This window comes from Paracoccus alkenifer (assembly GCF_900108405.1).
Lineage (GTDB): Bacteria > Pseudomonadota > Alphaproteobacteria > Rhodobacterales > Rhodobacteraceae > Paracoccus > Paracoccus alkenifer.
In genome coordinates, this window is record NZ_FNXG01000001.1 from 785,098 (window position 1) to 803,123 (window position 18,026).

At 67.3% G+C, this 18,026-nt stretch carries 19 protein-coding genes and 1 tRNA gene; 12 read left to right on the top strand and 8 right to left on the bottom strand.

The annotated features are described in order from the left end of the window. Nucleotides 1-51 precede the first annotated feature (51 nt). Nucleotides 52-927, top strand: coding sequence for a 16S rRNA (adenine(1518)-N(6)/adenine(1519)-N(6))-dimethyltransferase RsmA (gene rsmA, locus BLW83_RS03730; protein WP_090845592.1), 876 nt, complete (start codon nt 52-54; stop codon nt 925-927). A gap of 36 nt (nt 928-963) precedes the next feature. Here the strand turns inward: rsmA and BLW83_RS03735 are convergent, their stop codons facing one another. From BLW83_RS03735 to prfA, 3 genes are all read right to left on the bottom strand, one after another. Beyond that, nucleotides 964-1,854, bottom strand: a complete 891-nt coding sequence (locus BLW83_RS03735) for a DUF4167 domain-containing protein (protein ID WP_090845594.1) — start codon at nt 1,852-1,854, stop codon at nt 964-966. A 268-nt stretch (nt 1,855-2,122) separates the two neighbouring features. After that, nucleotides 2,123-2,956, bottom strand: a complete 834-nt coding sequence (gene prmC / locus BLW83_RS03740; RefSeq protein WP_090845596.1) for a peptide chain release factor N(5)-glutamine methyltransferase — start codon at nt 2,954-2,956, stop codon at nt 2,123-2,125. Further along, entirely contained in the window at nt 2,953-4,008 is a 1,056-nt protein-coding gene (prfA, locus tag BLW83_RS03745; protein ID WP_090845598.1) for a peptide chain release factor 1, read from the bottom strand. Before prfA ends, prmC begins: the two co-directional genes overlap by 4 nt. A gap of 132 nt (nt 4,009-4,140) precedes the next feature. On the opposite strand from prfA, the gene BLW83_RS03750 reads away from it, so the two are divergent. After that, complete coding sequence (locus BLW83_RS03750; protein ID WP_090845599.1) at nt 4,141-5,274, top strand: cytochrome-c peroxidase; 1,134 nt, start codon at nt 4,141-4,143, stop codon at nt 5,272-5,274. A gap of 219 nt (nt 5,275-5,493) precedes the next feature. Here the strand turns inward: BLW83_RS03750 and BLW83_RS03755 are convergent, their stop codons facing one another. Beyond that, nucleotides 5,494-6,099: a YceI family protein gene (locus BLW83_RS03755; protein ID WP_177172476.1), complete on the bottom strand. Its 606-nt coding sequence runs from the start codon at nt 6,097-6,099 to the stop codon at nt 5,494-5,496. A gap of 232 nt (nt 6,100-6,331) precedes the next feature. Here BLW83_RS03755 and rpsF point away from each other — a divergent pair, with 232 nt between their 5' ends. The 5 genes from rpsF to BLW83_RS03780 all read left to right on the top strand — a co-directional run bounded on the left by rpsF (nt 6,332) and on the right by BLW83_RS03780 (nt 9,701). Beyond that, nucleotides 6,332-6,778, top strand: coding sequence for a 30S ribosomal protein S6 (rpsF, locus tag BLW83_RS03760; protein WP_090845603.1), 447 nt, complete (start codon nt 6,332-6,334; stop codon nt 6,776-6,778). 15 nt (nt 6,779-6,793) lie between these two features. Continuing rightward, nucleotides 6,794-7,021: a 30S ribosomal protein S18 gene (rpsR, locus tag BLW83_RS03765; RefSeq protein ID WP_073060981.1), complete on the top strand. Its 228-nt coding sequence runs from the start codon at nt 6,794-6,796 to the stop codon at nt 7,019-7,021. 11 nt (nt 7,022-7,032) lie between these two features. After that, nucleotides 7,033-7,623 carry a 50S ribosomal protein L9 gene (rplI, locus tag BLW83_RS03770; protein WP_090845605.1) on the top strand — a complete coding sequence of 197 codons (591 nt, stop codon included), beginning with the start codon at nt 7,033-7,035 and terminating at the stop codon, nt 7,621-7,623. 157 nt (nt 7,624-7,780) lie between these two features. Then, on the top strand, nt 7,781-8,623 hold the full coding sequence (locus BLW83_RS03775; protein ID WP_090845607.1) for a hypothetical protein: 843 nt from the start codon (nt 7,781-7,783) through the stop codon (nt 8,621-8,623). Nucleotides 8,624-8,636: 13 nt separating this feature from the next. After that, nucleotides 8,637-9,701 (top strand): YihY/virulence factor BrkB family protein, encoded by a 1,065-nt coding sequence (locus tag BLW83_RS03780; protein ID WP_090845609.1) that lies wholly within the window; start codon nt 8,637-8,639, stop codon nt 9,699-9,701. Between the two features lie 49 nt (nt 9,702-9,750). Here BLW83_RS03780 and tig read toward each other — a convergent pair whose 3' ends face one another. The 3 genes from tig to BLW83_RS03795 all read right to left on the bottom strand — a co-directional run bounded on the left by tig (nt 9,751) and on the right by BLW83_RS03795 (nt 12,874). Beyond that, nucleotides 9,751-11,085, bottom strand: a complete 1,335-nt coding sequence (gene tig, locus BLW83_RS03785) for a trigger factor (protein ID WP_090845611.1) — start codon at nt 11,083-11,085, stop codon at nt 9,751-9,753. 22 nt (nt 11,086-11,107) lie between these two features. Further along, nucleotides 11,108-11,192: transfer RNA gene (locus BLW83_RS03790), tRNA-Leu, on the bottom strand. A 146-nt stretch (nt 11,193-11,338) separates the two neighbouring features. Then, entirely contained in the window at nt 11,339-12,874 is a 1,536-nt protein-coding gene (locus BLW83_RS03795; protein ID WP_342707489.1) for an NAD(P)H-hydrate dehydratase, read from the bottom strand. A 156-nt stretch (nt 12,875-13,030) separates the two neighbouring features. Between BLW83_RS03795 and BLW83_RS03800 the strand changes: the two genes are divergently transcribed. Both BLW83_RS03800 and glnA read left to right on the top strand, forming a co-directional pair. Then, nucleotides 13,031-13,369: a P-II family nitrogen regulator gene (locus BLW83_RS03800; RefSeq protein WP_090845615.1), complete on the top strand. Its 339-nt coding sequence runs from the start codon at nt 13,031-13,033 to the stop codon at nt 13,367-13,369. A gap of 44 nt (nt 13,370-13,413) precedes the next feature. Further along, nucleotides 13,414-14,823, top strand: coding sequence for a type I glutamate--ammonia ligase (gene glnA, locus BLW83_RS03805; protein WP_090845617.1), 1,410 nt, complete (start codon nt 13,414-13,416; stop codon nt 14,821-14,823). A 41-nt stretch (nt 14,824-14,864) separates the two neighbouring features. Here glnA and BLW83_RS03810 read toward each other — a convergent pair whose 3' ends face one another. Further along, complete coding sequence (locus BLW83_RS03810) at nt 14,865-15,191, bottom strand: DUF2853 family protein (RefSeq protein ID WP_090845619.1); 327 nt, start codon at nt 15,189-15,191, stop codon at nt 14,865-14,867. 146 nt (nt 15,192-15,337) lie between these two features. Between BLW83_RS03810 and purB the strand changes: the two genes are divergently transcribed. From purB to BLW83_RS15665, 3 genes are all read left to right on the top strand, one after another. Next, the gene (gene purB, locus BLW83_RS03815; protein WP_090845621.1) at nt 15,338-16,645 is read left to right on the top strand and encodes an adenylosuccinate lyase; all 1,308 of its coding nucleotides are present in this window, start codon (nt 15,338-15,340) and stop codon (nt 16,643-16,645) included. Between the two features lie 66 nt (nt 16,646-16,711). Then, entirely contained in the window at nt 16,712-17,770 is a 1,059-nt protein-coding gene (locus BLW83_RS03820; protein ID WP_090845623.1) for a FliG C-terminal domain-containing protein, read from the top strand. Nucleotides 17,771-17,872: 102 nt separating this feature from the next. Next, complete coding sequence (locus tag BLW83_RS15665) at nt 17,873-18,016, top strand: hypothetical protein (protein ID WP_177172477.1); 144 nt, start codon at nt 17,873-17,875, stop codon at nt 18,014-18,016. The last annotated feature ends 10 nt before the right edge of the window (nt 18,017-18,026 follow it).

The window sequence follows — 18,026 nt, forward strand, 5'->3', positions numbered from 1 at the left end:
CAGAAATATCCCACGGGGGTCTGGGGGTGTGAAACCCCCAGCTGCGGGGGCATGAGCGCGATCGACGGGCTGCCCCCCCTGCGTGAGGTGATCGCCCGCCACGATCTGCGCGCCAAAAAGCAGCTGGGCCAGAATTTCCTGCTGGACCTGAACCTGACCGCCCGCATTGCGCGCGCCGCCGGCGACCTGACGCAATGCGACGTGATCGAGGTCGGACCCGGCCCCGGTGGGCTGACCCGCGGGCTGCTGGCCGAGGGCGCGCGCCATGTCCTCGCCATCGAAAAGGACGCCCGCGCCATCCCGGCATTGCAGGAAATCGCCGCCCATTACCCCGGCCGGCTGACCGTGATTCAGGGCGACGCGCTGCAAATCGACCCGCTGGCGCATGTGACGCCGCCGATCCGCATCGCCGCGAACCTGCCCTACAACATCGGGACGGAACTGCTGGTCGGCTGGCTGACGCCGCCGCAATGGCCGCCCTTCTGGCAGTCGCTGACGCTGATGTTTCAAAAAGAGGTCGCCCAGCGCATCGTGGCCAGGCCGGGGGGCAAGGATTACGGGCGGCTTGCGATCCTCGCGCAGTGGCGCTGCGAGGCGCGGATCGTGCTGACCCTGCCGCCTCAGGCGTTCGTGCCTGCGCCCAAGGTCGAATCGGCGGTGGTGCATCTGACCGCCCTGCCCGAGCCGCGATTTCCCGCCGATGCGCGCGTGCTGGGGGAAATCACCCGCGCTGCCTTCAACCAGCGCCGCAAGATGCTGCGCGCCGCGCTGCGGGGGCTGCACCCACAGGTCGAATCGCTGCTTGAGGCGTCAGGCATCCTGCCCACGGCCCGCGCCGAAGAAATCGACCTGGAACGTTATTGCGCGCTGGCCCGCGCGCTGTCAGCTGCGCGGGCAACGGCTGCGGCCGGGGCGCGGCAGGAATGACGGGGCGCGCGGTCACCCGCGCGCCGTGGCAAAAGCTCAATCCTCGGCTTTTGCGCCGGGGGCGGGTTTCGCCACCGCCTCGGCCTCGGCTTCGCCCTCGGCATCGCTGCGGCGACGGCGCGGGGCGGCGCGCTTGGGCGCTGCGGCGCTGCTGGCTGCCGCCCGCGGCTTGCGCGGACGCGGAGGCGCGGCTGCGGGTTTTTCCGCCGGCGCGGGGGCCTCGGCGGCCTCGGGGGCATCAGCCTCGGGGGCCGCATCGGCCGGCGCGTCGGTTTCCGGCGTAGGGATCCGGTCGGTATCGCCGGCCTGCGGACGAGCCTCGGGCAGCCCCTGCACGCCCCCTTGCACGCCGCCCTGCGCGACCGGGCGCACAAAGCGCGGCAGGTCTTCAAGCTCGGACGGCTCGGCCCCGTTCACCTGCGCCGCCTGTTCATTGTCATGGGCCGCAGGGCCGCCGTCGCGCGGGCGGTCGTCACGCCGGTCGCTGCGGTTATCGCCGCGCTCTTGCCGGTCGCCCCGGTCATCGCGGCGATCGTCGCGCCGGGAATCAGGGCGGGAATCTGAGCGGTTGTCGGAACGGCCGTCCGCGCGCGTGTCGCCACGACCATCGCCGCGGTCCTCGCGGGCATCGCCGCCATGGCCGCCCTGCGGACCGCCGAACTGGGCCTGCCGCTCGGCCTGCTCGCGCTGCGCCTCGCCCAGCAGGCGGGTGTAATGCTCGGCGTGTTGCAGAAAGCTCTGCTCGGCCACCCGGTCGTTGGACAGCTGCGCGTCGCGCGCCAAAGCCAGGTATTTCTCAATGATCTGCTGCGGGGTGCCGCGCACCTTGCCCTCGGGGCCCGAGCTGTCGAAAACGCGATTGATGACGTTGCCCAGCGACCGCGGATTGCGGGACTTGTTGCGCGAACGGGATTTGGAAGATCTCATCGTGCCAATGTTCTGGTCCGGCGCTGCGCGCCTGGATGCGGTTGGGGTCACCATCCTGCAAAGGAATGGGCCTGCAAAGGAAAGGGCCTGCAAATGGCAGGGGCCTGAAAACCGGCCCGGGATTTGGCGGAGCGTTCCTGCAGCAAGCTGTGCGGATGACCCGTGAGGGGCATCATGCCCACATCACGCGGCCTGCTAACCACGCCAGCCGGATCAAGGCAAGCAGAATCGAAAGAATTTTCGACATAATCCGCAGGATGCGTGGCAATCAGGGGCCAAACTGCCCCATTACCACGCGATCCCGGCCGTCCAGATCGGACCGCAGCGCGATTCGGCGAAACCCCGAGGCCGCCATCAGCCCGGTGACCGCCGCGCCCTGCGTGGGGCCGATTTCCACCGCCAGCCAGCCCTTGGGCAGCAGATGCGCGCCGGCACCTGCGACGATGGCGCGATAGGCGCCCAGCCCGTCGCCTTCGTCGGTCAGCGCCGCCCGCGGCTCCCATTCGCGGACCTCGGGCGACAGCGCCGCCATTTCGTCCAGCGCGATATAGGGCGGGTTGGAGACGATCAGCCCGAACCGCCCCTGCACCCCCGAAAACCAGTCCGAGCGCCGGAAATCCGCGGTGATGCCAAGCGCCCGCGCGTTGTCCTGCGCGACATTCAGCGCGGCCTGCGACATGTCCACACCAAGGCCCCGCGCCCCCGGCCGCTCGGCCAGCAGCGACAGCAGGATTGCGCCGGTGCCGGTGCCCAGATCCAGCACCGAATCCCACGGCAGCTTCAACGCCGCCGCCACGAGGGTTTCGGTTTCCGGGCGCGGGTCCAGCGTGTCCGGGGTGACGCGAAAGCGGTGTTTCCAGAACTCGCGCCAGCCGAGGATCTGGCTGACCGGCTGGCGCGCGGCGCGCGACCCGATCGCCGCGGCAAAGGCCAGCTGCGCCTGCGCGGACAGCGGCTGCGACAATTCGCCGCGCACGGAATGCCGCGGCACCCCCAGCGCGAATGACAGCAGCGCCAGCGCATCGCCCGCCGCATCCGGCACGCCCGCCGCGGCCAGTTGCCGCACCGCCTCGGCCAGCGCCTGGTGGCCGGTCTGGCTCACCCCTCGGCCTCGGCCAGCCGCGCGGCCTGATCGTGGGCGACCAGCGCGTCGATGATTTCGGACAGGTCGCCCTCGATCACCCGGTCCAGCGCATACAGCGTCAGGTTGATGCGGTGGTCCGTCACCCGGCCCTGCGGGAAATTATAGGTGCGGATGCGTTCGCTGCGGTCGCCCGACCCGACCTGCGACTTGCGGTCGGCGGCGCGTTCGGCGTCGGTGCGCTGGCGTTCCGCGTCGTAAAGCCGCGCACGCAGCACCGCCATGGCGTTGGCGCGGTTCTGGTGCTGCGATTTCTCGCTGCTGGTCACCACGATGCCGGTGGGCAGGTGGGTGATCCGCACCGCCGAATCGGTGGTGTTCACATGCTGCCCGCCCGCGCCGGATGAGCGCATGGTGTCGATGCGGATATCGCTGGCGGGGATGTCGATATCGACCTCGGCCGCCTCGGGCAGCACGGCGACGGTGGCGGCGCTGGTATGGATGCGCCCGCCCGATTCGGTGTCGGGCACGCGCTGGACGCGGTGAACGCCCGATTCGTATTTCAGCCGCGCGAACACGCCCTCGCCCGCGATATGGGCCACGGCCTCCTTGACGCCGCCCAGTTCGGACTGCGCCAGTTCAAGCAGGCGGAAATCCCAGCCCTGCTGCTCGGCATGGCGCTGATACATGCGCAGCAGGTCGCCGGCGAACAGCGCGGCCTCGTCCCCGCCGGTGCCGGGGCGGATTTCCAGGATGGCGGGGCGGGCGTCGGCGGCGTCGCGGGGCAGCAGAGCCAGCCGCAGCGCCTGTTCCAGTTCGGGCAGGCGTGCGCGCAGTCGGGCGATCTCGTCCTCGGCCAGCTCGCGCATGTCGGGGTCGGACAGCAGCGCCTGCGCCTCGGCCAGCCCGTCGTTTGCCGCGCGCCATTCGTTGATCTGGGCGACGACCGGGCCAAGTTCCGCATATTCGCGGCTGACACGGGCGATTTCATCGGCGGCCGGGCCGGCATTCAGCCGCGCCTCGAGATATTCGAAGCGGCTTGCGATCTGGGCCAGGCGGTCGGCGGGAAACATGAGCGGCAGTTAATCGCCCCATGACGCGGCGGCAAGCCCGGACAGTTTGATCCACATCAGTGACAGGCGTCTTAAGGATTTGGATACTATTGCCTGATAAGCGGTACCGACCCAATGCAAAGGGAAGCAAACATGAGCCTTCGTCCCGTCTTCTTACTCACCACGGCCCTGGCGTTCGCAGCGCCGGCCGTCTTCGCACAGGAAGCGGCGGATCCCGGCGCAACCCCCCAGGCCGGCGTCGCCGCGGCCCCTGATTCGCCCGATGCGGAACTGCGCGCCGAAGCGGCAGAGTGGTTCGAGCCGATCCCCCGCGCAGCCGAGCTGCCCAGCGGCCGGCCGATGACCCAGCCGCGCATCGAGCTGGGCAAGACCCTGTTTTTCGACCCGCGGATGTCGCTGTCGGGCGTGTTCTCGTGCCAGTCCTGCCACAACGTGGGGCTTGGCGGCACCGACATGCTGGAAACCTCGGTCGGCCACGGCTGGCAGATGGGGCCCCGCAACTCGCCCACCATGCTGAACGCGGTGTTCAACGCCGCCCAGTTCTGGGACGGAAGGGCCGAGGACATGGCCGAACAGGCCAAGGGTCCGGTTCAGGCCGGGGTGGAAATGAACAACACCCCCGACAACCTGATCGAGACGCTGGAATCGATGCCGGGCTATGGCGAGCTGTTCGCCGCGGCATTCCCCAGCGAAGAGCAGCCGATCACCTTTGACAACTTTGCCCTGGCCATCGAGGCGTTCGAGGCGACGCTGATCACCCCCAACTCGGCCTTTGACCAGTGGCTGATGGGCATCGACGGCGCGATGAACGAACAGGAAAAGCGCGGCTTGCAGGCATATCTGGATGCCGGTTGCCAAAGCTGCCACGCGGGGGTGAACTTTGGCGGGCAGGAATACTATCCCTTTGGCCTGATCGAGGCGCCCGATGCCGATGTCCGCCCCGAGGGCGACGTGGGCCGCTTTGAAATCACCCAGACCGACGACGACCAGTATGTGTTCCGCGCGGCCCCCCTGCGCAACGTGGCCCTGACCCCGCCCTATTTCCACTCGGGCGTGATCTGGGAACTGGAAGACGCGGTGCGCATCATGTCCTCGGCGCAGCTCGGCACCGAGCTGACGGATGAGCAGGCCATGGACATCACGGCCTTCCTTGGGACGCTGACCGGCGAACAGCCGCAGATCGTCCACCCGATCCTGCCGGTTCGCGGGGCCGAGACGCCGCGGCCGCAGCCGATCACCCTGCCGGCAAACGCCCCGGCGGAATAAGCCGGGGGCGATGCAGGCGGCCCACCCACCCGGGCCGCCCGCAGGCCGCAGACCACAGGGAGGTGGTGCGCAAACCACGCGCACCGCGCGGGGTCGCCGGTTGGCGGCCCCGTTGTCGTTGGCGCGCGCGCAGCAGCCATGCCGGGGGTCGCCCTGCATCCCGGGACATGCGGCGCGCGGGCGGCGCGGTAGGGACATGCCGCGCCCGGGCGGCGCGGCTCAGCCCTTTTGCGCCTCGACGGCAATGCGGATCTTCAGCTCGTCCGACACCGCGGGGGCAAAGCCGCCCATGCCGAAATCGCTGCGCAGGATGCTGGTTTCGATGTCGAAGCCAACCGTCGGCTGCTCGGTCATCGGGCTGGGGCCGGCCTTGTTCAGTTCGACCTCAAGCCGGATCTCGCGCGTGACCCCGTTCAGGGTCAGATCGCCGAACACCTCGGCCTCGTCATCGTCCTTGACCTCGACCCGGGTCGAGCGAAAGCTCACCACGCTTTCGGGGGTCGAGGCATCGGCCAGCCCTTCGCCATAGATGTCCTGATCCAGCGCGGGGGCGATGGTGCGGACCGCGCTCATCGGGAAACTGGCCTCGACGGTCGAGTTTTCGGGGGCTGCCGCGTCCAGCGTCACGCTGCCCTCGATCCCGTTGACGAAGCCGTGGCTGACCGAGAACCCCATGTGTTCATAGGAAAACACGATCTGGCTGTGTTCGGGATCGAACGGATAGGTGCCGCCGATCCCGTCCGGCGAATCCTGCGCGGCGACGGGGGCGGCCAGCAGCGCGGCAAGGGTAAGGGCAAGGGGGGAAAGCTGATGTTTCATCTTCATCTCATCGCTCCGTGGGGGGACAGCACGACAACCGCCACCGCGCCCCGGTCGTTCCCCCGCGCGAGTCGTCGTTCCCCGCGCGGGGCGCTGCGAATCACCTTGCGCCGCGCCGCCCAGACCGTATAAGGCCCCATTCCTTTCCGCAGTTTTTGCGAAACCGGCGAAGCCTCTCGTGGCGGGGCGCGGAAAGGCTGACCCGCCTATGAAGCCCGCCCGAGACGAAAGGGATGCCATGCCGCTTTACGAGCATGTGCTGATCGCCCGCCAGGACCTGTCGAACGCGCAGGCCGAAGGGCTGATCGAACATTTCTCGACCGTGCTGGCCGACAACGGCGGCACCGTCAAGGACAGCGAATACTGGGGCGTGCGCACGCTTGCCTACAAGATCAACAAGAACCGCAAGGGGCATTACGCCTTTCTGCGTTCGGACGCGCCCTCGGCCGCCGTGCAGGAAATGGAACGTCTGGCCCGGCTGCATGACGACGTGATGCGCGTGCTGACCATCCGCGTGGACGAGCACAAGGACGGCCCCTCGGTCCAGATGCAGCGCCGGGACGACCGTGACCGTGGCGATCGTGGCGACCGCCGCGATTCGCGTGGCGATCGTGACCGTGGTGGTGACCGTGACCGCGGCGGCGACCGTGACCGCGACGACCGCGCCCCCCGCAGCGACCGCTAGGAAAGGAACGACACCATGGCGACCAAACCGTTTTTCCGCCGCCGGAAGGTCGATCCGTTCGGGGGCGACAACGCCCCGGCGATCGACTACAAGGACACCCGCCTGCTGCAACGCTATATCAGCGAACGCGGCAAGATCGTGCCGTCGCGCATCACTGCGGTTTCGGCCAAGAACCAGCGCAAGCTGGCGCAGGCGATCAAGCGCGCGCGTTTTCTTGCGCTGCTGCCTTACGCCGTTAAGTGAGGAGCTGACCCATGCAAGTCATTCTGCTGGAACGCGTGGCCAAGCTGGGCCAGATGGGCGAGGTGGTGAACGTCAAGCAGGGGTTCGCCCGCAACTACCTGCTGCCGCAGGGCAAGGCGCTGCGTGCCTCTGACGCCAACATCGCCGCCTTTGAGGCCCGCAAGGCCGAACTGGCCAGCCGCAACGACGATACCCGCGCCGAGGCGCAGAAGATCGCCGAGACGCTGGACGGCAAGAGCTTTGTCATCATCCGCTCGGCGTCGGACGCCGGGGCGCTGTATGGCTCGGTGACGCCGCGCGACGTGGCCGAGGCCGCCGAGGCCGAGGGCTTTGCCGTCGAGCGCCGTTCGGTGGTGCTGGCCGGCCCGATCAAATTTCTGGGCCTGCACGAGGTCAGCATCCACCTGCACCCCGAAGTCGAGGCGCAGGTCACGCTGAACGTCGCACGCTCGCCCGAAGAGGCCGAGTTGCAGGCGTCGGGCAAGTCCATCCAGGAACTCGCCGCCGAAGAGGACGCCGCCGCCGAATTCGAGATCGCCGAACTGTTCGACGACATCGGCTCGGCCGGGCGCGACGACGACGAAGGACCGCTGGGCGAATAAGCCGCGCCCCCCGGACCATCACCTGAAACCGCGCCGCATTCCGGCGCGGTTTCTTTTTGCGTATGCGCCTGGGGTTCGGGCGGGAACGATCCCGGCGGCCCAAGGGTTGAAAGGGCAAGAAACGGCCACAACCATGGCCTCAGCAAGGATTTCTTTCATGGCCGACAGCGACCATCTGCCGCATAATACCCATATTCCCGCGGGTGGCGGGCAGCGCGCCCCGCGTCTGGAATCGCGCCGCATCCCGCCGCATGGCGACGTCTCGCCCGAAGGGGACCGGATCTGGCCGCAGCCGTCGAACACTGCCCGGCTGCTGGTCTATGGCGGCACGGCGCTGGGGGTGGCGGCGGCGACCGCGGCCGGGGTTCTGGCCGTTCGCAAGATTGCGGATCTGGTCTCGGGCAACGACGCCCTTGATCGCGAGGCTGATCGCGCCGCGGAACAGGCGGCAGAACGCGCCCGTGCGCGGGTCTATGCCGCGGCGAAATCCGCGCCCTCTGCCCGCGCCACGGCCGCGCCCCGCTTTTCCGCCATGCCGGAACCCGCCGCTGACGAGCTGCGCGCCCGCCGCCGGATGCGCCAAGATGCCCCCACCCGCCGCCCGCCGCATGAAAAACCCCGCGCACAGGGTGGCCCGCCCCGCCCCGACCCCTCGCCGCGAACCGCGCGCAAACAGGGTTTTCTTGACGAGGTCGAAAGCAACGCCCAGCGGGTGACGCGCACCATAAACGAGGTCGCGGGCGCGGTCGGCGCGGCCATCACCGGGTTTCGGTCGGTCGCCGCACAGGCCGACAGCATCATGCGCGAATTCGGAGGCGCAGCCGACCAGCTGCGCAGCTTTTTGGGCAGCCACGCCGCAGAATCCCCGGAACGCCGCCGGACGGGGACCGCAGGCTTTCGGCCCCGACCCGGACACAACGGGCCGGACGCCCCCATCCCCCAGAACCCCGTCCCTCAGAACCCAGCCCCGCCGGACGATCCCCGAATCCATCGTCTGTGACGGGCCGGACATCATGCCACAGGCCCCCTTTGGTCCCGCCGGTTCCGGGACGGACAAAAGCACCGACATCCTTGGCGCGCTGCTTGGCCCGCTGCCCGAGGGCTGGCGCGAGAGCCGGCCCACGGCCGCAGCCCCCGGGGCGGCCAAAACCCACCCGGCCCCGCCGCCCCGAGCGCCCGGCGCCCCCGAAACCCCATGGCAGCTTGGCCGCGACAGCTGGATGGCGGTGGTCAAGCGCGTGATCCACCAATTCAGCAGCGACCGGGTCACCTCGGTCGCGGGCGGGGTCACGTTTTTCGGCCTGCTCGCGCTGTTTCCCGCGATCACCGCGCTGGTGTCGATTTACGCGCTGCTCGCCGATCCCTCAACCATCGCCGGCAATCTGGAAATGCTGGATCAGGTGCTGCCCGAGGGCGCGATGGAGTTGATCGAGGGACAGGTGAGCGCGATCGCCTCGGCCTCGGGCACCTCGCTGTCGATTGCCGGCGTCGTGGCGATCCTGGCCGCGCTGTGGACCGCCAACGGCGGGATGAAGGCGCTGATCGAGGCGATGAACATCGCCTGGTTCGAGACCGAGAAACGCGGCTTTATCCGCCTGAACCTGATGTCGATGGCGATGACGCTGGGCGCCATTCTGGGTATTGTTGTCATGCTGGCGATGATCGCGGTGCTGCCCATCCTGCTGAACACGGTGCTGGCCGGGGGCTGGGGGGAAACGGTTGTCGGGCTGCTGCGCTGGCCGCTGCTGGTGGGGCTGCTGCTGGTGGGGCTGGCGGTGCTTTATCGCTTTGGCCCCAGCAAGGACGATGCGGTGTGGCAATGGATTTCGCCCGGCGCGCTGCTGGCGACCGCCGGGCTGCTGGTGGCCTCGGCGCTGTTTTCCTTTTACGCGTCGAATTTCGCCAATTATAACGAGACTTACGGCTCGCTCGGCGCGGCCATCGTCACCATGATGTGGCTGTGGATCGCGGCCATGGTGGTGCTGGTCGGGGCAGAGCTGAATTCCGAGATCGAGCGCCAGATCAAGATCGAGAACGGGGTCGAGCCAAAGGACGACGGCGACCTGTCCGGGAACTGAAAAGGGCCGCCCCGATGGGCGGCCCTTTCAGAGGTCGGATGCAGGAATCTCAGATTTCGTCCAGAGATTCCATTGCTTTTTCAAGCTCTTCCTTGGTCACGGCGCGCTCGGTCACCTTGGCGCCGGCGATGATGTGGTCGACAACCTTGTCTTCAAAGATCGGGGCGCGCAGCTGCTGGCGGGCGGCCTCGTTCTGCTGGATGAATTCAAAGAAGGCGCGTTCCTGACCGGGGAAGTTGCGGGCCTGGTTCAGCACCGCCTGGGTCATTTCCTGATCGCTGACGGTGATTTCGGCCTTTTGCCCGACATCGGCCAAAAGCAGCCCCAGACGAACGCGGCGCTCGGCCAGTTTCTTGTGCTCGTCGGTCGCCTCGATCTCGCCGTGGTTGTGGCCCTGTTCCTCGGGGTGATCCTCGTGCCACAGCTGGTGGGCGATCTGCGCGGCCTCGGCCTCGACCAGCGATTCCGGCAGCTCGAAGCTGACCAGCTCGTCCAGACGGTCGAGCAGCGCGCGCTTGACCAGCGCCCGCGCGGCGCCCTGATATTCGGCGCCCAGCCGGTCCGAGATCTGGGTTTTCAGCGCATCGAGGCTTTCGGCGCCGAAACGCTTGGCCAGCTCGTCGTCGATTTCCGCGGCTTTCGGCGATTTGACGGCGTGGATTTTCGTTTCAAAGACCGCAGCCTTGCCCTTGAGATGGGGGGCGCCGTAATCCTCGGGGAAGGTCACGTTGACGTTGATTTCGTCGCCCGGCTTGGCGCCGGTCAGCTGGTCCTCGAAGCCCGGGATGAAGGAACCCGAGCCCAGCACCAGCGGATAACCCTCGGCGGTGCCGCCCTCGAACGCCTCGCCGTCGACCATGCCCTTGAAGTCGATGGTGACCTGATCGCCCGACTGCGCGGGTTCGCCCTCGGCCCGATCCTCGAAGTTCTGGGCGTTTTTCGCCAGATTTTCAAGCGCTTCGGTGACGGCGGATTCTTCCGGTGCGACGGTCAGGCGTTCCAGTTCCACGCCGGACAGGTCGGTTTCGGGGATCTCGGGCAGCAGTTCGTACGAGACGTTGACGACGACATCGTCGCCCTCGGTCCAGTTCTCGCCGTTTTCCATCTCGATCTTGGGCTGCATGGCGGGGCGGACGTTGCCCTCGGCCATGTGAGCGTTGATCGCGTCGTCGATGGTTTTCTGCATCGCGTCGCCCATGACCCGCTGACCATAGGTCTTTTTCAGCAGCGCCATCGGCACCTTGCCCTTGCGGAACCCCTTCATCTCGATCTGGGGCTGGGCCTCGGCCAGCTGGCGGTCCACCTCGGCGGCAAGCTCGGCCGCGGGCAGGGTGAAGCGGTAGCCGCGCTTGAGACCTTGGTTCAGGGTTTCCGTGACCTGCATATCCGTTCCTTCGTTTCCATCCTGGTGCGGGTGGAGGGACTTGAACCCCCACGCCTTGCGGCGCCAGAACCTAAATCTGGTGCGTCTGCCAGTTCCGCCACACCCGCAATTCCTGCCCGGACGGGCCTGAGGGGTCCGCCGGGAAATCCGGGGCGTCTTAGCAAAGCCTGCCGCCGCGTGCGAGGGGATTCTTGCGTCGGGCGCCGGACCGGGGCGCTGCCCCGGACCCCGGGATATTTACGGACAGAAGATATTACAGGCCGAGGTCGCGAAACACCGCGGGCAGCGTGTCGGGCAGGTCGTCGGCGATCAGCCCGGGCCCGAAGCGGCGGGCGGCTGCGGCGTGCAGCCAGGCGCCGGTGCTGGCGGCGTCGAGCGGCGCCAGGCCGCGCGCCAGCAGCCCGGCGATGATGCCCGCCAGCACGTCACCGGTCCCGGCGGTGGCAAGCCAGGGCACATCGAAGGCCGAGTGGATGCGCAGCTGTCCGTCGGGGGCCGCAATCACCGTATCGGGGCCTTTCAGCAGCACGATGGCCCCGCAGCGTTCGGCAGCCTGACCCGCGGCATCGAGCCGGGACAACGCCGGCCGGCCGGCTGGCTGCGGCGCCAGCTGCGCGGCAAGGTCGGGAAAGAGCCGCGCGAACTCTTTGACATGGGGGGTGAGGATGCAGCGATCATGCAGGCGCGCGGGCTTTTCAGCCATTGCCGTCAGGGCATCGGCATCCAGCACGCAGGCGCGCCCCGAGGCGATCAGCGCTGCAAGCAACCCAGCCGCACGTTCCACCCCTGCGCCCGGCCCAAGGCAGACGGCGTTGATCCGCCGGTCCTCGAGGATCGCGTCGAGCGCGGCGGGATCGTCCACGCCCCTTCGCATCAGCGCATCGGGCGGCCCCGAATGTTCCGGCAGCGCCGAGTTCGGCGGCGCCAGCGTCACCAACCCGGCGCCCACGCGCAGCGCGGCGCGGGCGGCAAGCCGCGCCGCGCCGCCGCGGCCGATGCAGCCCGCCACGACCAGCGCGTGGCCGTGGGTAAACTTGTGCCCTTGTCGCTTGCTCAGGGCCGGGATGCAGGGGGTTTCCACCCGGATCGTCCTGCCGATGCCTGCAAGGCCGATATCGATGACTTCGACATCACCGCAGTATTCCGGCCCGTCCCCGATCAGATGCCCGGGCTTGAGGCTATGAAAGGTGACGGTCAATTCAGGCAGCGGAATCGCAGCCGCCCCCATGAACGGCTGCCCCGGCTGCAACGGAAACCCCGTATCGAGATTCAGCCCCGACGGGCAGTCCAGCGACACGATGCCGGGCGCATGTTTCCCCCAGGTGCCGGTGCGCAGAAAGGTGGTTTCCTCAAGCACCGCCGCCAGCTCGCCTTGTGCCGGACGGCTGAGTCCGATGCCGAAAATCGCGTCCACCACGATGTCGGGGGGAAAATCGCGGTCCGTCAGGAATGCGGTATCGAGCGGCTGCACCGGGCCCAGCGCGCGCCAGCGGTCGCACATGGTCCGGGCCGGCTCGGGCAGGGTCTCGGGCGTGCCCCATGCCCCCACCCGCACGGTCAGCCCCATGGCGCCCAGATGGCGCGCCACCACGAACCCGTCGCCGCCGTTATTGCCGGGACCGCAAAGCACCACCGCCGTTCGGGCCTGGGGAAAACGTCGGCGGATGGCATGGGCGGCACCGGCGCCGGCGCGCTCCATCAGCGACTCGGCGCTGACACCGCCGCTGGCGATGGCCTGGGATTCGAGCGCGCGCATCTCGGCGCAGGTCAGGACAGTCGCTCCGAACATCATTTCATTGCCCAATTATTGTGCAGAGTGTTCAATATCGCCCCAAGCCGGCTTGGCGTCGTCCATCTTGCCGGCCGCAGGCCGCAGCTTGCATTTACCCCGGCCATCAAACCAGCCACCACCATCATGATACAACCGCAACCATGGAGCCGACGGATGAAAAAGCTCGAAGCGATCATCAAGCCCTTCAAGCTGGACGACGTGAAAGAGGCGTTGCAGGACGCCGGGGTCCAGGGAATGTCGGTGACCGAGGTCAAGGGTTTCGGCCGTCAAAAGGGCCACACCGAACTGTATCGCGGCGCAGAATATGTCGTGGATTTCCTGCCCAAGGTAAAGCTGGAGATGGTGCTGCCCGACGACATGGTGGACGCCGCGATCGAGGCGATCATCGGCGCCGCCCGCACCGACAAGATCGGCGACGGCAAGATCTTTGTCTCGCCCGTCGAACAGGTGATCCGCATCCGCACCGGCGAGACCGGCGACGACGCGCTGTAAGCCAACCGAACCCGCCGCAAGACGCGGCAAAGGAGACGACACCGATGAAAACCGTCGCCGAAGTGCTGGAACTGCTGGCCGCCGAACAGGTGGCCTATGTCGATATCCGCTTCACCGACCCCCGCGGCACGCTGCATCACGTCACGCTGGACGTGGATCTGGTGGACGAGGATTTCTTTGAGGAAGGGCTGATGTTCGACGGCAGCTCGATCGCGGGATGGAAGTCGATCGACCAGTCGGACATGAAGCTGATGCCCGACCCCTCCAGCGCCTATCTGGATCCGTTCTACGCCGAAAAAACCCTGTGCCTGCATTGCTCTGTGGCCGAGCCCGACACCGGCGAGCCCTATTCCCGCGACCCCCGCGGCACCGCCGTCAAGGCCGAGGCCTGGTTGAAGGCCAGCGGCATCGGCGATGTGGCCTGGTTCGGACCCGAGGCCGAATTCTTTCTGTTCGACGACGTGCGGTTTTCCGTCACTCCGCAAAAGGTGGCCTATCAGGTCGATGCGGTCTCGGCCGCGTGGAACACCGACACAAGTTATGACATGGGCAATCAGGGACATCGCGCGCCCTTCAAGGGCGGCTATGTGCCGGTGAACCCGGTCGATGACGGCCAGGACATCCGCAGCGAGATGCTGTCCACGCTCAAACGGATCGGCATCAAGGTCGACAAGCACCACCACGAGGTCGCCACCTGCCAGCACGAGCTGGGCACCATCTTTGGCGGGCTGGTGGAACAGGCCGACAACCTGCAAAAGCTGAAATACGTCATCCACAACGTGGCCCATGCCTATGGCAAGACCGCGACCTTTATGCCGAAGCCGATCAAGGGCGACAACGGGTCGGGGATGCACGTCAACATGTCGATCTGGAAAAACGGCAAGCCGCTGTTTTCCGGCGACAAATATGCAGACCTGTCGCAAGAGGCGCTGTGGTTCATCGGCGGTATCCTGCGCCACGCCAAGGCGCTGAACGCGCTGACCAACCCCTCGACCAACAGCTACAAGCGGCTGGTTCCGGGGTTCGAGGCGCCGGTGCTGCGGGCCTATTCCGCGCGCAACCGTTCGGGCGCGGTGCGGATTCCGTGGACCGAAAGCCCCAAGGCCAAGCGGGTCGAGGCGCGGTTTCCCGACCCTTCGGCCAACCCCTATCTGGCCTTTTCGGCGCTGCTGATGGCGGGGCTGGACGGGATCCGCAACAAGATCGACCCCGGCCCGGCCTCGGACAAGGATCTGTATGACCTGCCCCCCGAGGAACTGGCCGGCATCCCCACGGTCTGCGGCAGCCTGCGCGAGGCGCTGGACGAGCTGGAAAACGACATGGATTTCCTGCTGGCCGGAGACGTGTTCACCCGCGACCAGCTGGAGGCCTATATCCGGCTGAAACGCGGCGAGGTCGAGGCGTTCGAGCAGACCCCTCACCCCATCGAATACGCGATGTATTTCAGCTGCTAGGCGTCAACGGCAGGCACGCCCCCCGCGTGCCTGCCCCCACCTCATAACCCGCCCAGCTCCTGCGCCAGCAGGTAATACATCACCGCCCGGTGCTTGTTGCGGTTGGCCGAACCATAGGTCTCGACCGCCTTTTTCAGCGCCGCGTCGATCCTGGCCTCATCGGTCGCGCCCAGCTTTTTCTTGCAGAAATTCTCGCGCACCCGCTCCATCTCTTGCGGATCGGATGACGCGACGGTCGAGGCGTCGGCAAGGTAGATCGACGGGCCGCAGGCCTCGGTCGCCTTTTCCAGCAGCGCCATGTCCGGCTGGATCCCCAGATTGCGCAGGTCGCCCGCGTATTTCTCGATCAGTTCCTCACGCCGTCCCATCGCCTACTCCTTTGCTATGCAGGTCACTTGGGATACGGCAGGCGATGGACAAACAAATGTCAAGCGGCAGAACCGCCAGCCTGCAAGAGTTGCGACTTGCCGGGCCGGGGGCTAACAGACCGCAGGTCTTGAAAGGAAACCCCCGGATGATCCCGCGCTATTCCCGCCCCGAGATGGTGGCCATCTGGTCGCCGGAAACGAAATTCCGCATCTGGTACGAGATCGAGGCCCATGCCTGCGACGCGCAGGCCGATCTGGGCGTGATCCCGCGCGAAAACGCGCAGGCCGTGTGGAAGGCAAAGGACGTCGAATTCGACGTGGCCCGCATCGACGAGATCGAGGCGGTGACCAAGCACGACGTGATCGCCTTTCTGACCCATCTGGCCGAGCATGTGGGCGCCGATCAGGCGCGCTTTGTCCATCAGGGGATGACCAGTTCCGACGTGCTGGACACCACGCTGAACGTGCAACTGGTGCGCGCCGCCGACATCCTGCTGGCCGACATGGACCGCGTGCTGGCGGCGCTGAAAACCCGCGCCTTTGAACACAAGGACACGGTGCGCATCGGCCGCAGCCACGGCATCCACGCCGAGCCGACCACCATGGGCCTGACCTTTGCCCGGTTCTACGCCGAGATGGCGCGGGGCCGCGAGCGGCTGGAACGCGCCCGCGAAGAGGTCGCGACCGGCGCGATTTCCGGCGCGGTCGGCACGTTCGCCAATATCGACCCCGCGGTCGAGGAACATGTCTGCAAGATGCTGGGCCTGCGCCCGGAACCGATTTCTACGCAGGTGATCCCGCGCGACCGCCACGCGATGTTCTTTGCCACGCTGGGCGTGATCGCCTCGAGCATGGAAAACATCGCCGTCGAGATCCGCCACATGCAGCGCACCGAAGTGCTAGAGGCCGAGGAATATTTCTCGCCCGGGCAAAAGGGCAGCAGCGCGATGCCGCACAAGCGCAACCCCGTGCTGACCGAAAACCTGACCGGGCTGGCGCGGCTGGTGCGCATGGCGGTGGTGCCGGCGATGGAAAACGTGGCGCTGTGGCACGAACGCGACATCAGCCATTCCTCGGTCGAGCGCGCCATCGGGCCGGATGCGACGATCACGCTGGATTTCGCGCTGAACCGGCTGGCCGGGGTCGTCGAAAAACTGGTGATCTATCCCGACAACATGCTGGCGAACATGAACAAGTTTCGCGGCCTCGTGATGTCGCAGCGGGTGCTGCTGGCGCTGACGCAGGCCGGCGTGTCGCGCGAGGATGCCTATCGGCTGGTCCAGCGCAACGCGATGAAGGTCTGGGAACAGGGCGCCGATTTCCGCGAGGAACTGCTGGCCGATGCCGAGGTGACCGCGGCGCTGTCGCCCGCCGAAATCGACGAGAAATTCGACCTCGGCTATCATACCAAACACGTCGACACGATCTTTCGCCGGGTGTTCGGCGAAGCCTGACCCGTTCACCGAAGATTAAGGGGTCGCGTGCCAGATTGCCCTGACGATGATTCGACGGGGACAGGCATGATCAGGGCAACGCCGGGGCTGACGCCGCGGCAAAAGGCGGCAGTGGTGGTCCGGGTGGTGCTGGCCGACGGCGAAGGGCTGGACCTTTCGCAGCTGCCGCCGGAACTTCAGGCGCTGCTGGCGCAGGAAATGTCGGTGATGGAGCTGGTCGACCGGGAAACCTGCGACCAGATCCTCACGGAATTCTGCGACATGATCGAGGCGGTGGGGGTGACCTTTCCCGGCTCGATCGACGGGACGCTGGATTTCCTGGGCGCGCATCTGTCGCCCGACACCACGCTGCGGCTACAGAAACTGGCGGCGCTGAACGGCGCGGGCGACCCATGGGACCGGATTGCGGCCCTGCCGCCCTCGCAGCTGGCTGAACTCGCCCGGACCGAGGCGATCGAGGTGGCGGCGGTGATGTTCTCGCGCCTGCCAGTCGCGCGGGCGACACAGGTATTCGAGCTGCTGGATGCGGAGCTTGCCCGGCGGATCGCCTATGCAATGTCGCTGACCGCCGGGATCGAGGCGCCGGCGCTGCGCCGGATCGGGCTGGCGCTGATGCGCGCGGTGGAATCGCTGCCCAAGCCCGCGATCGACGCGCAGCCGGTGGAACGGCTGGGCGCGCTGCTGAACCTGGCGCCGGCGCAGACCCGCGACATGGTGCTGGCGGGGTTGGATCAGGACGACGCCGCCTTCGCCGTGCAGGTGCGGCGGACCATCTTTACCTGGGCCAATATCCCCCGCCGGCTGGACCCCCGCGACATTCCCCGCGTCATCCGCGAGGTCGATGCCGCCACCGTCGCCCGCGCAATGGCCGGCGCGACGGGCGACGACGCCCCGACGGTAGAGTTCCTGCTGAACGGGCTTGGTTCGCGGCTGGCCGATTCCATGCGCGAAGAAATCGAGGCAGCCGGCAAGGTGCCGGCCCGCGACGCCGAGACGGCGATGACCGCGGTGGTCTCCGCGATCCGCGAAATGGAACAGGCCGGCGAATTGTTCCTGCTGACCGAAACCGACGAAGAAGGGGACGGAGACGACACCACGGGCACAGCAGCAGCGCCGGACCCATGATGCCCGGACCTGCCCCATTGCCGGCGCAGGCTTGCAACTGCCGGGAACGGCTGTCTATTCAAAGCGCATTTTACGCATTTTCTTCACGAGCCGGGGCTTTCCATGACCAACCTGATCGCGGCGGTGCTGGCGCTGATGATCCTGGCGCTGCTGGCGCTGGACGCCGCCGTGCTGAATTGGGAACTGTCGCTGTTTCTGGGCCGGCAGACGCTCGCGCTGATCGAGCTGGTCAGTTTCTGGCGCTGAGCCTCGGGCC

Coding starts and splice junctions, on each gene's coding strand:
- BLW83_RS03795 (WP_342707489.1), bottom strand. CDS start 12,874: ATGTTCGGAGCGACTGTCCTGACCTGCGCCGAGATGCGCGCGCTCGAA.
- rpsR (WP_073060981.1), top strand. CDS start 6,794: ATGGCGACCAAACCGTTTTTCCGCCGCCGGAAGGTCGATCCGTTCGGG.
- BLW83_RS03810 (WP_090845619.1), bottom strand. CDS start 15,191: ATGGGACGGCGTGAGGAACTGATCGAGAAATACGCGGGCGACCTGCGC.
- rsmA (WP_090845592.1), top strand. CDS start 52: ATGAGCGCGATCGACGGGCTGCCCCCCCTGCGTGAGGTGATCGCCCGC.
- rpsF (WP_090845603.1), top strand. CDS start 6,332: ATGCCGCTTTACGAGCATGTGCTGATCGCCCGCCAGGACCTGTCGAAC.
- BLW83_RS03820 (WP_090845623.1), top strand. CDS start 16,712: ATGATCAGGGCAACGCCGGGGCTGACGCCGCGGCAAAAGGCGGCAGTG.
- BLW83_RS03755 (WP_177172476.1), bottom strand. CDS start 6,099: ATGAAGATGAAACATCAGCTTTCCCCCCTTGCCCTTACCCTTGCCGCG.
- BLW83_RS03780 (WP_090845609.1), top strand. CDS start 8,637: ATGCCACAGGCCCCCTTTGGTCCCGCCGGTTCCGGGACGGACAAAAGC.
- BLW83_RS03775 (WP_090845607.1), top strand. CDS start 7,781: ATGGCCGACAGCGACCATCTGCCGCATAATACCCATATTCCCGCGGGT.
- glnA (WP_090845617.1), top strand. CDS start 13,414: ATGAAAACCGTCGCCGAAGTGCTGGAACTGCTGGCCGCCGAACAGGTG.
- prfA (WP_090845598.1), bottom strand. CDS start 4,008: ATGTTTCCCGCCGACCGCCTGGCCCAGATCGCAAGCCGCTTCGAATAT.
- tig (WP_090845611.1), bottom strand. CDS start 11,085: ATGCAGGTCACGGAAACCCTGAACCAAGGTCTCAAGCGCGGCTACCGC.
- BLW83_RS03735 (WP_090845594.1), bottom strand. CDS start 1,854: ATGAGATCTTCCAAATCCCGTTCGCGCAACAAGTCCCGCAATCCGCGG.
- BLW83_RS03800 (WP_090845615.1), top strand. CDS start 13,031: ATGAAAAAGCTCGAAGCGATCATCAAGCCCTTCAAGCTGGACGACGTG.
- BLW83_RS03750 (WP_090845599.1), top strand. CDS start 4,141: ATGAGCCTTCGTCCCGTCTTCTTACTCACCACGGCCCTGGCGTTCGCA.
- BLW83_RS15665 (WP_177172477.1), top strand. CDS start 17,873: ATGACCAACCTGATCGCGGCGGTGCTGGCGCTGATGATCCTGGCGCTG.
- rplI (WP_090845605.1), top strand. CDS start 7,033: ATGCAAGTCATTCTGCTGGAACGCGTGGCCAAGCTGGGCCAGATGGGC.
- purB (WP_090845621.1), top strand. CDS start 15,338: ATGATCCCGCGCTATTCCCGCCCCGAGATGGTGGCCATCTGGTCGCCG.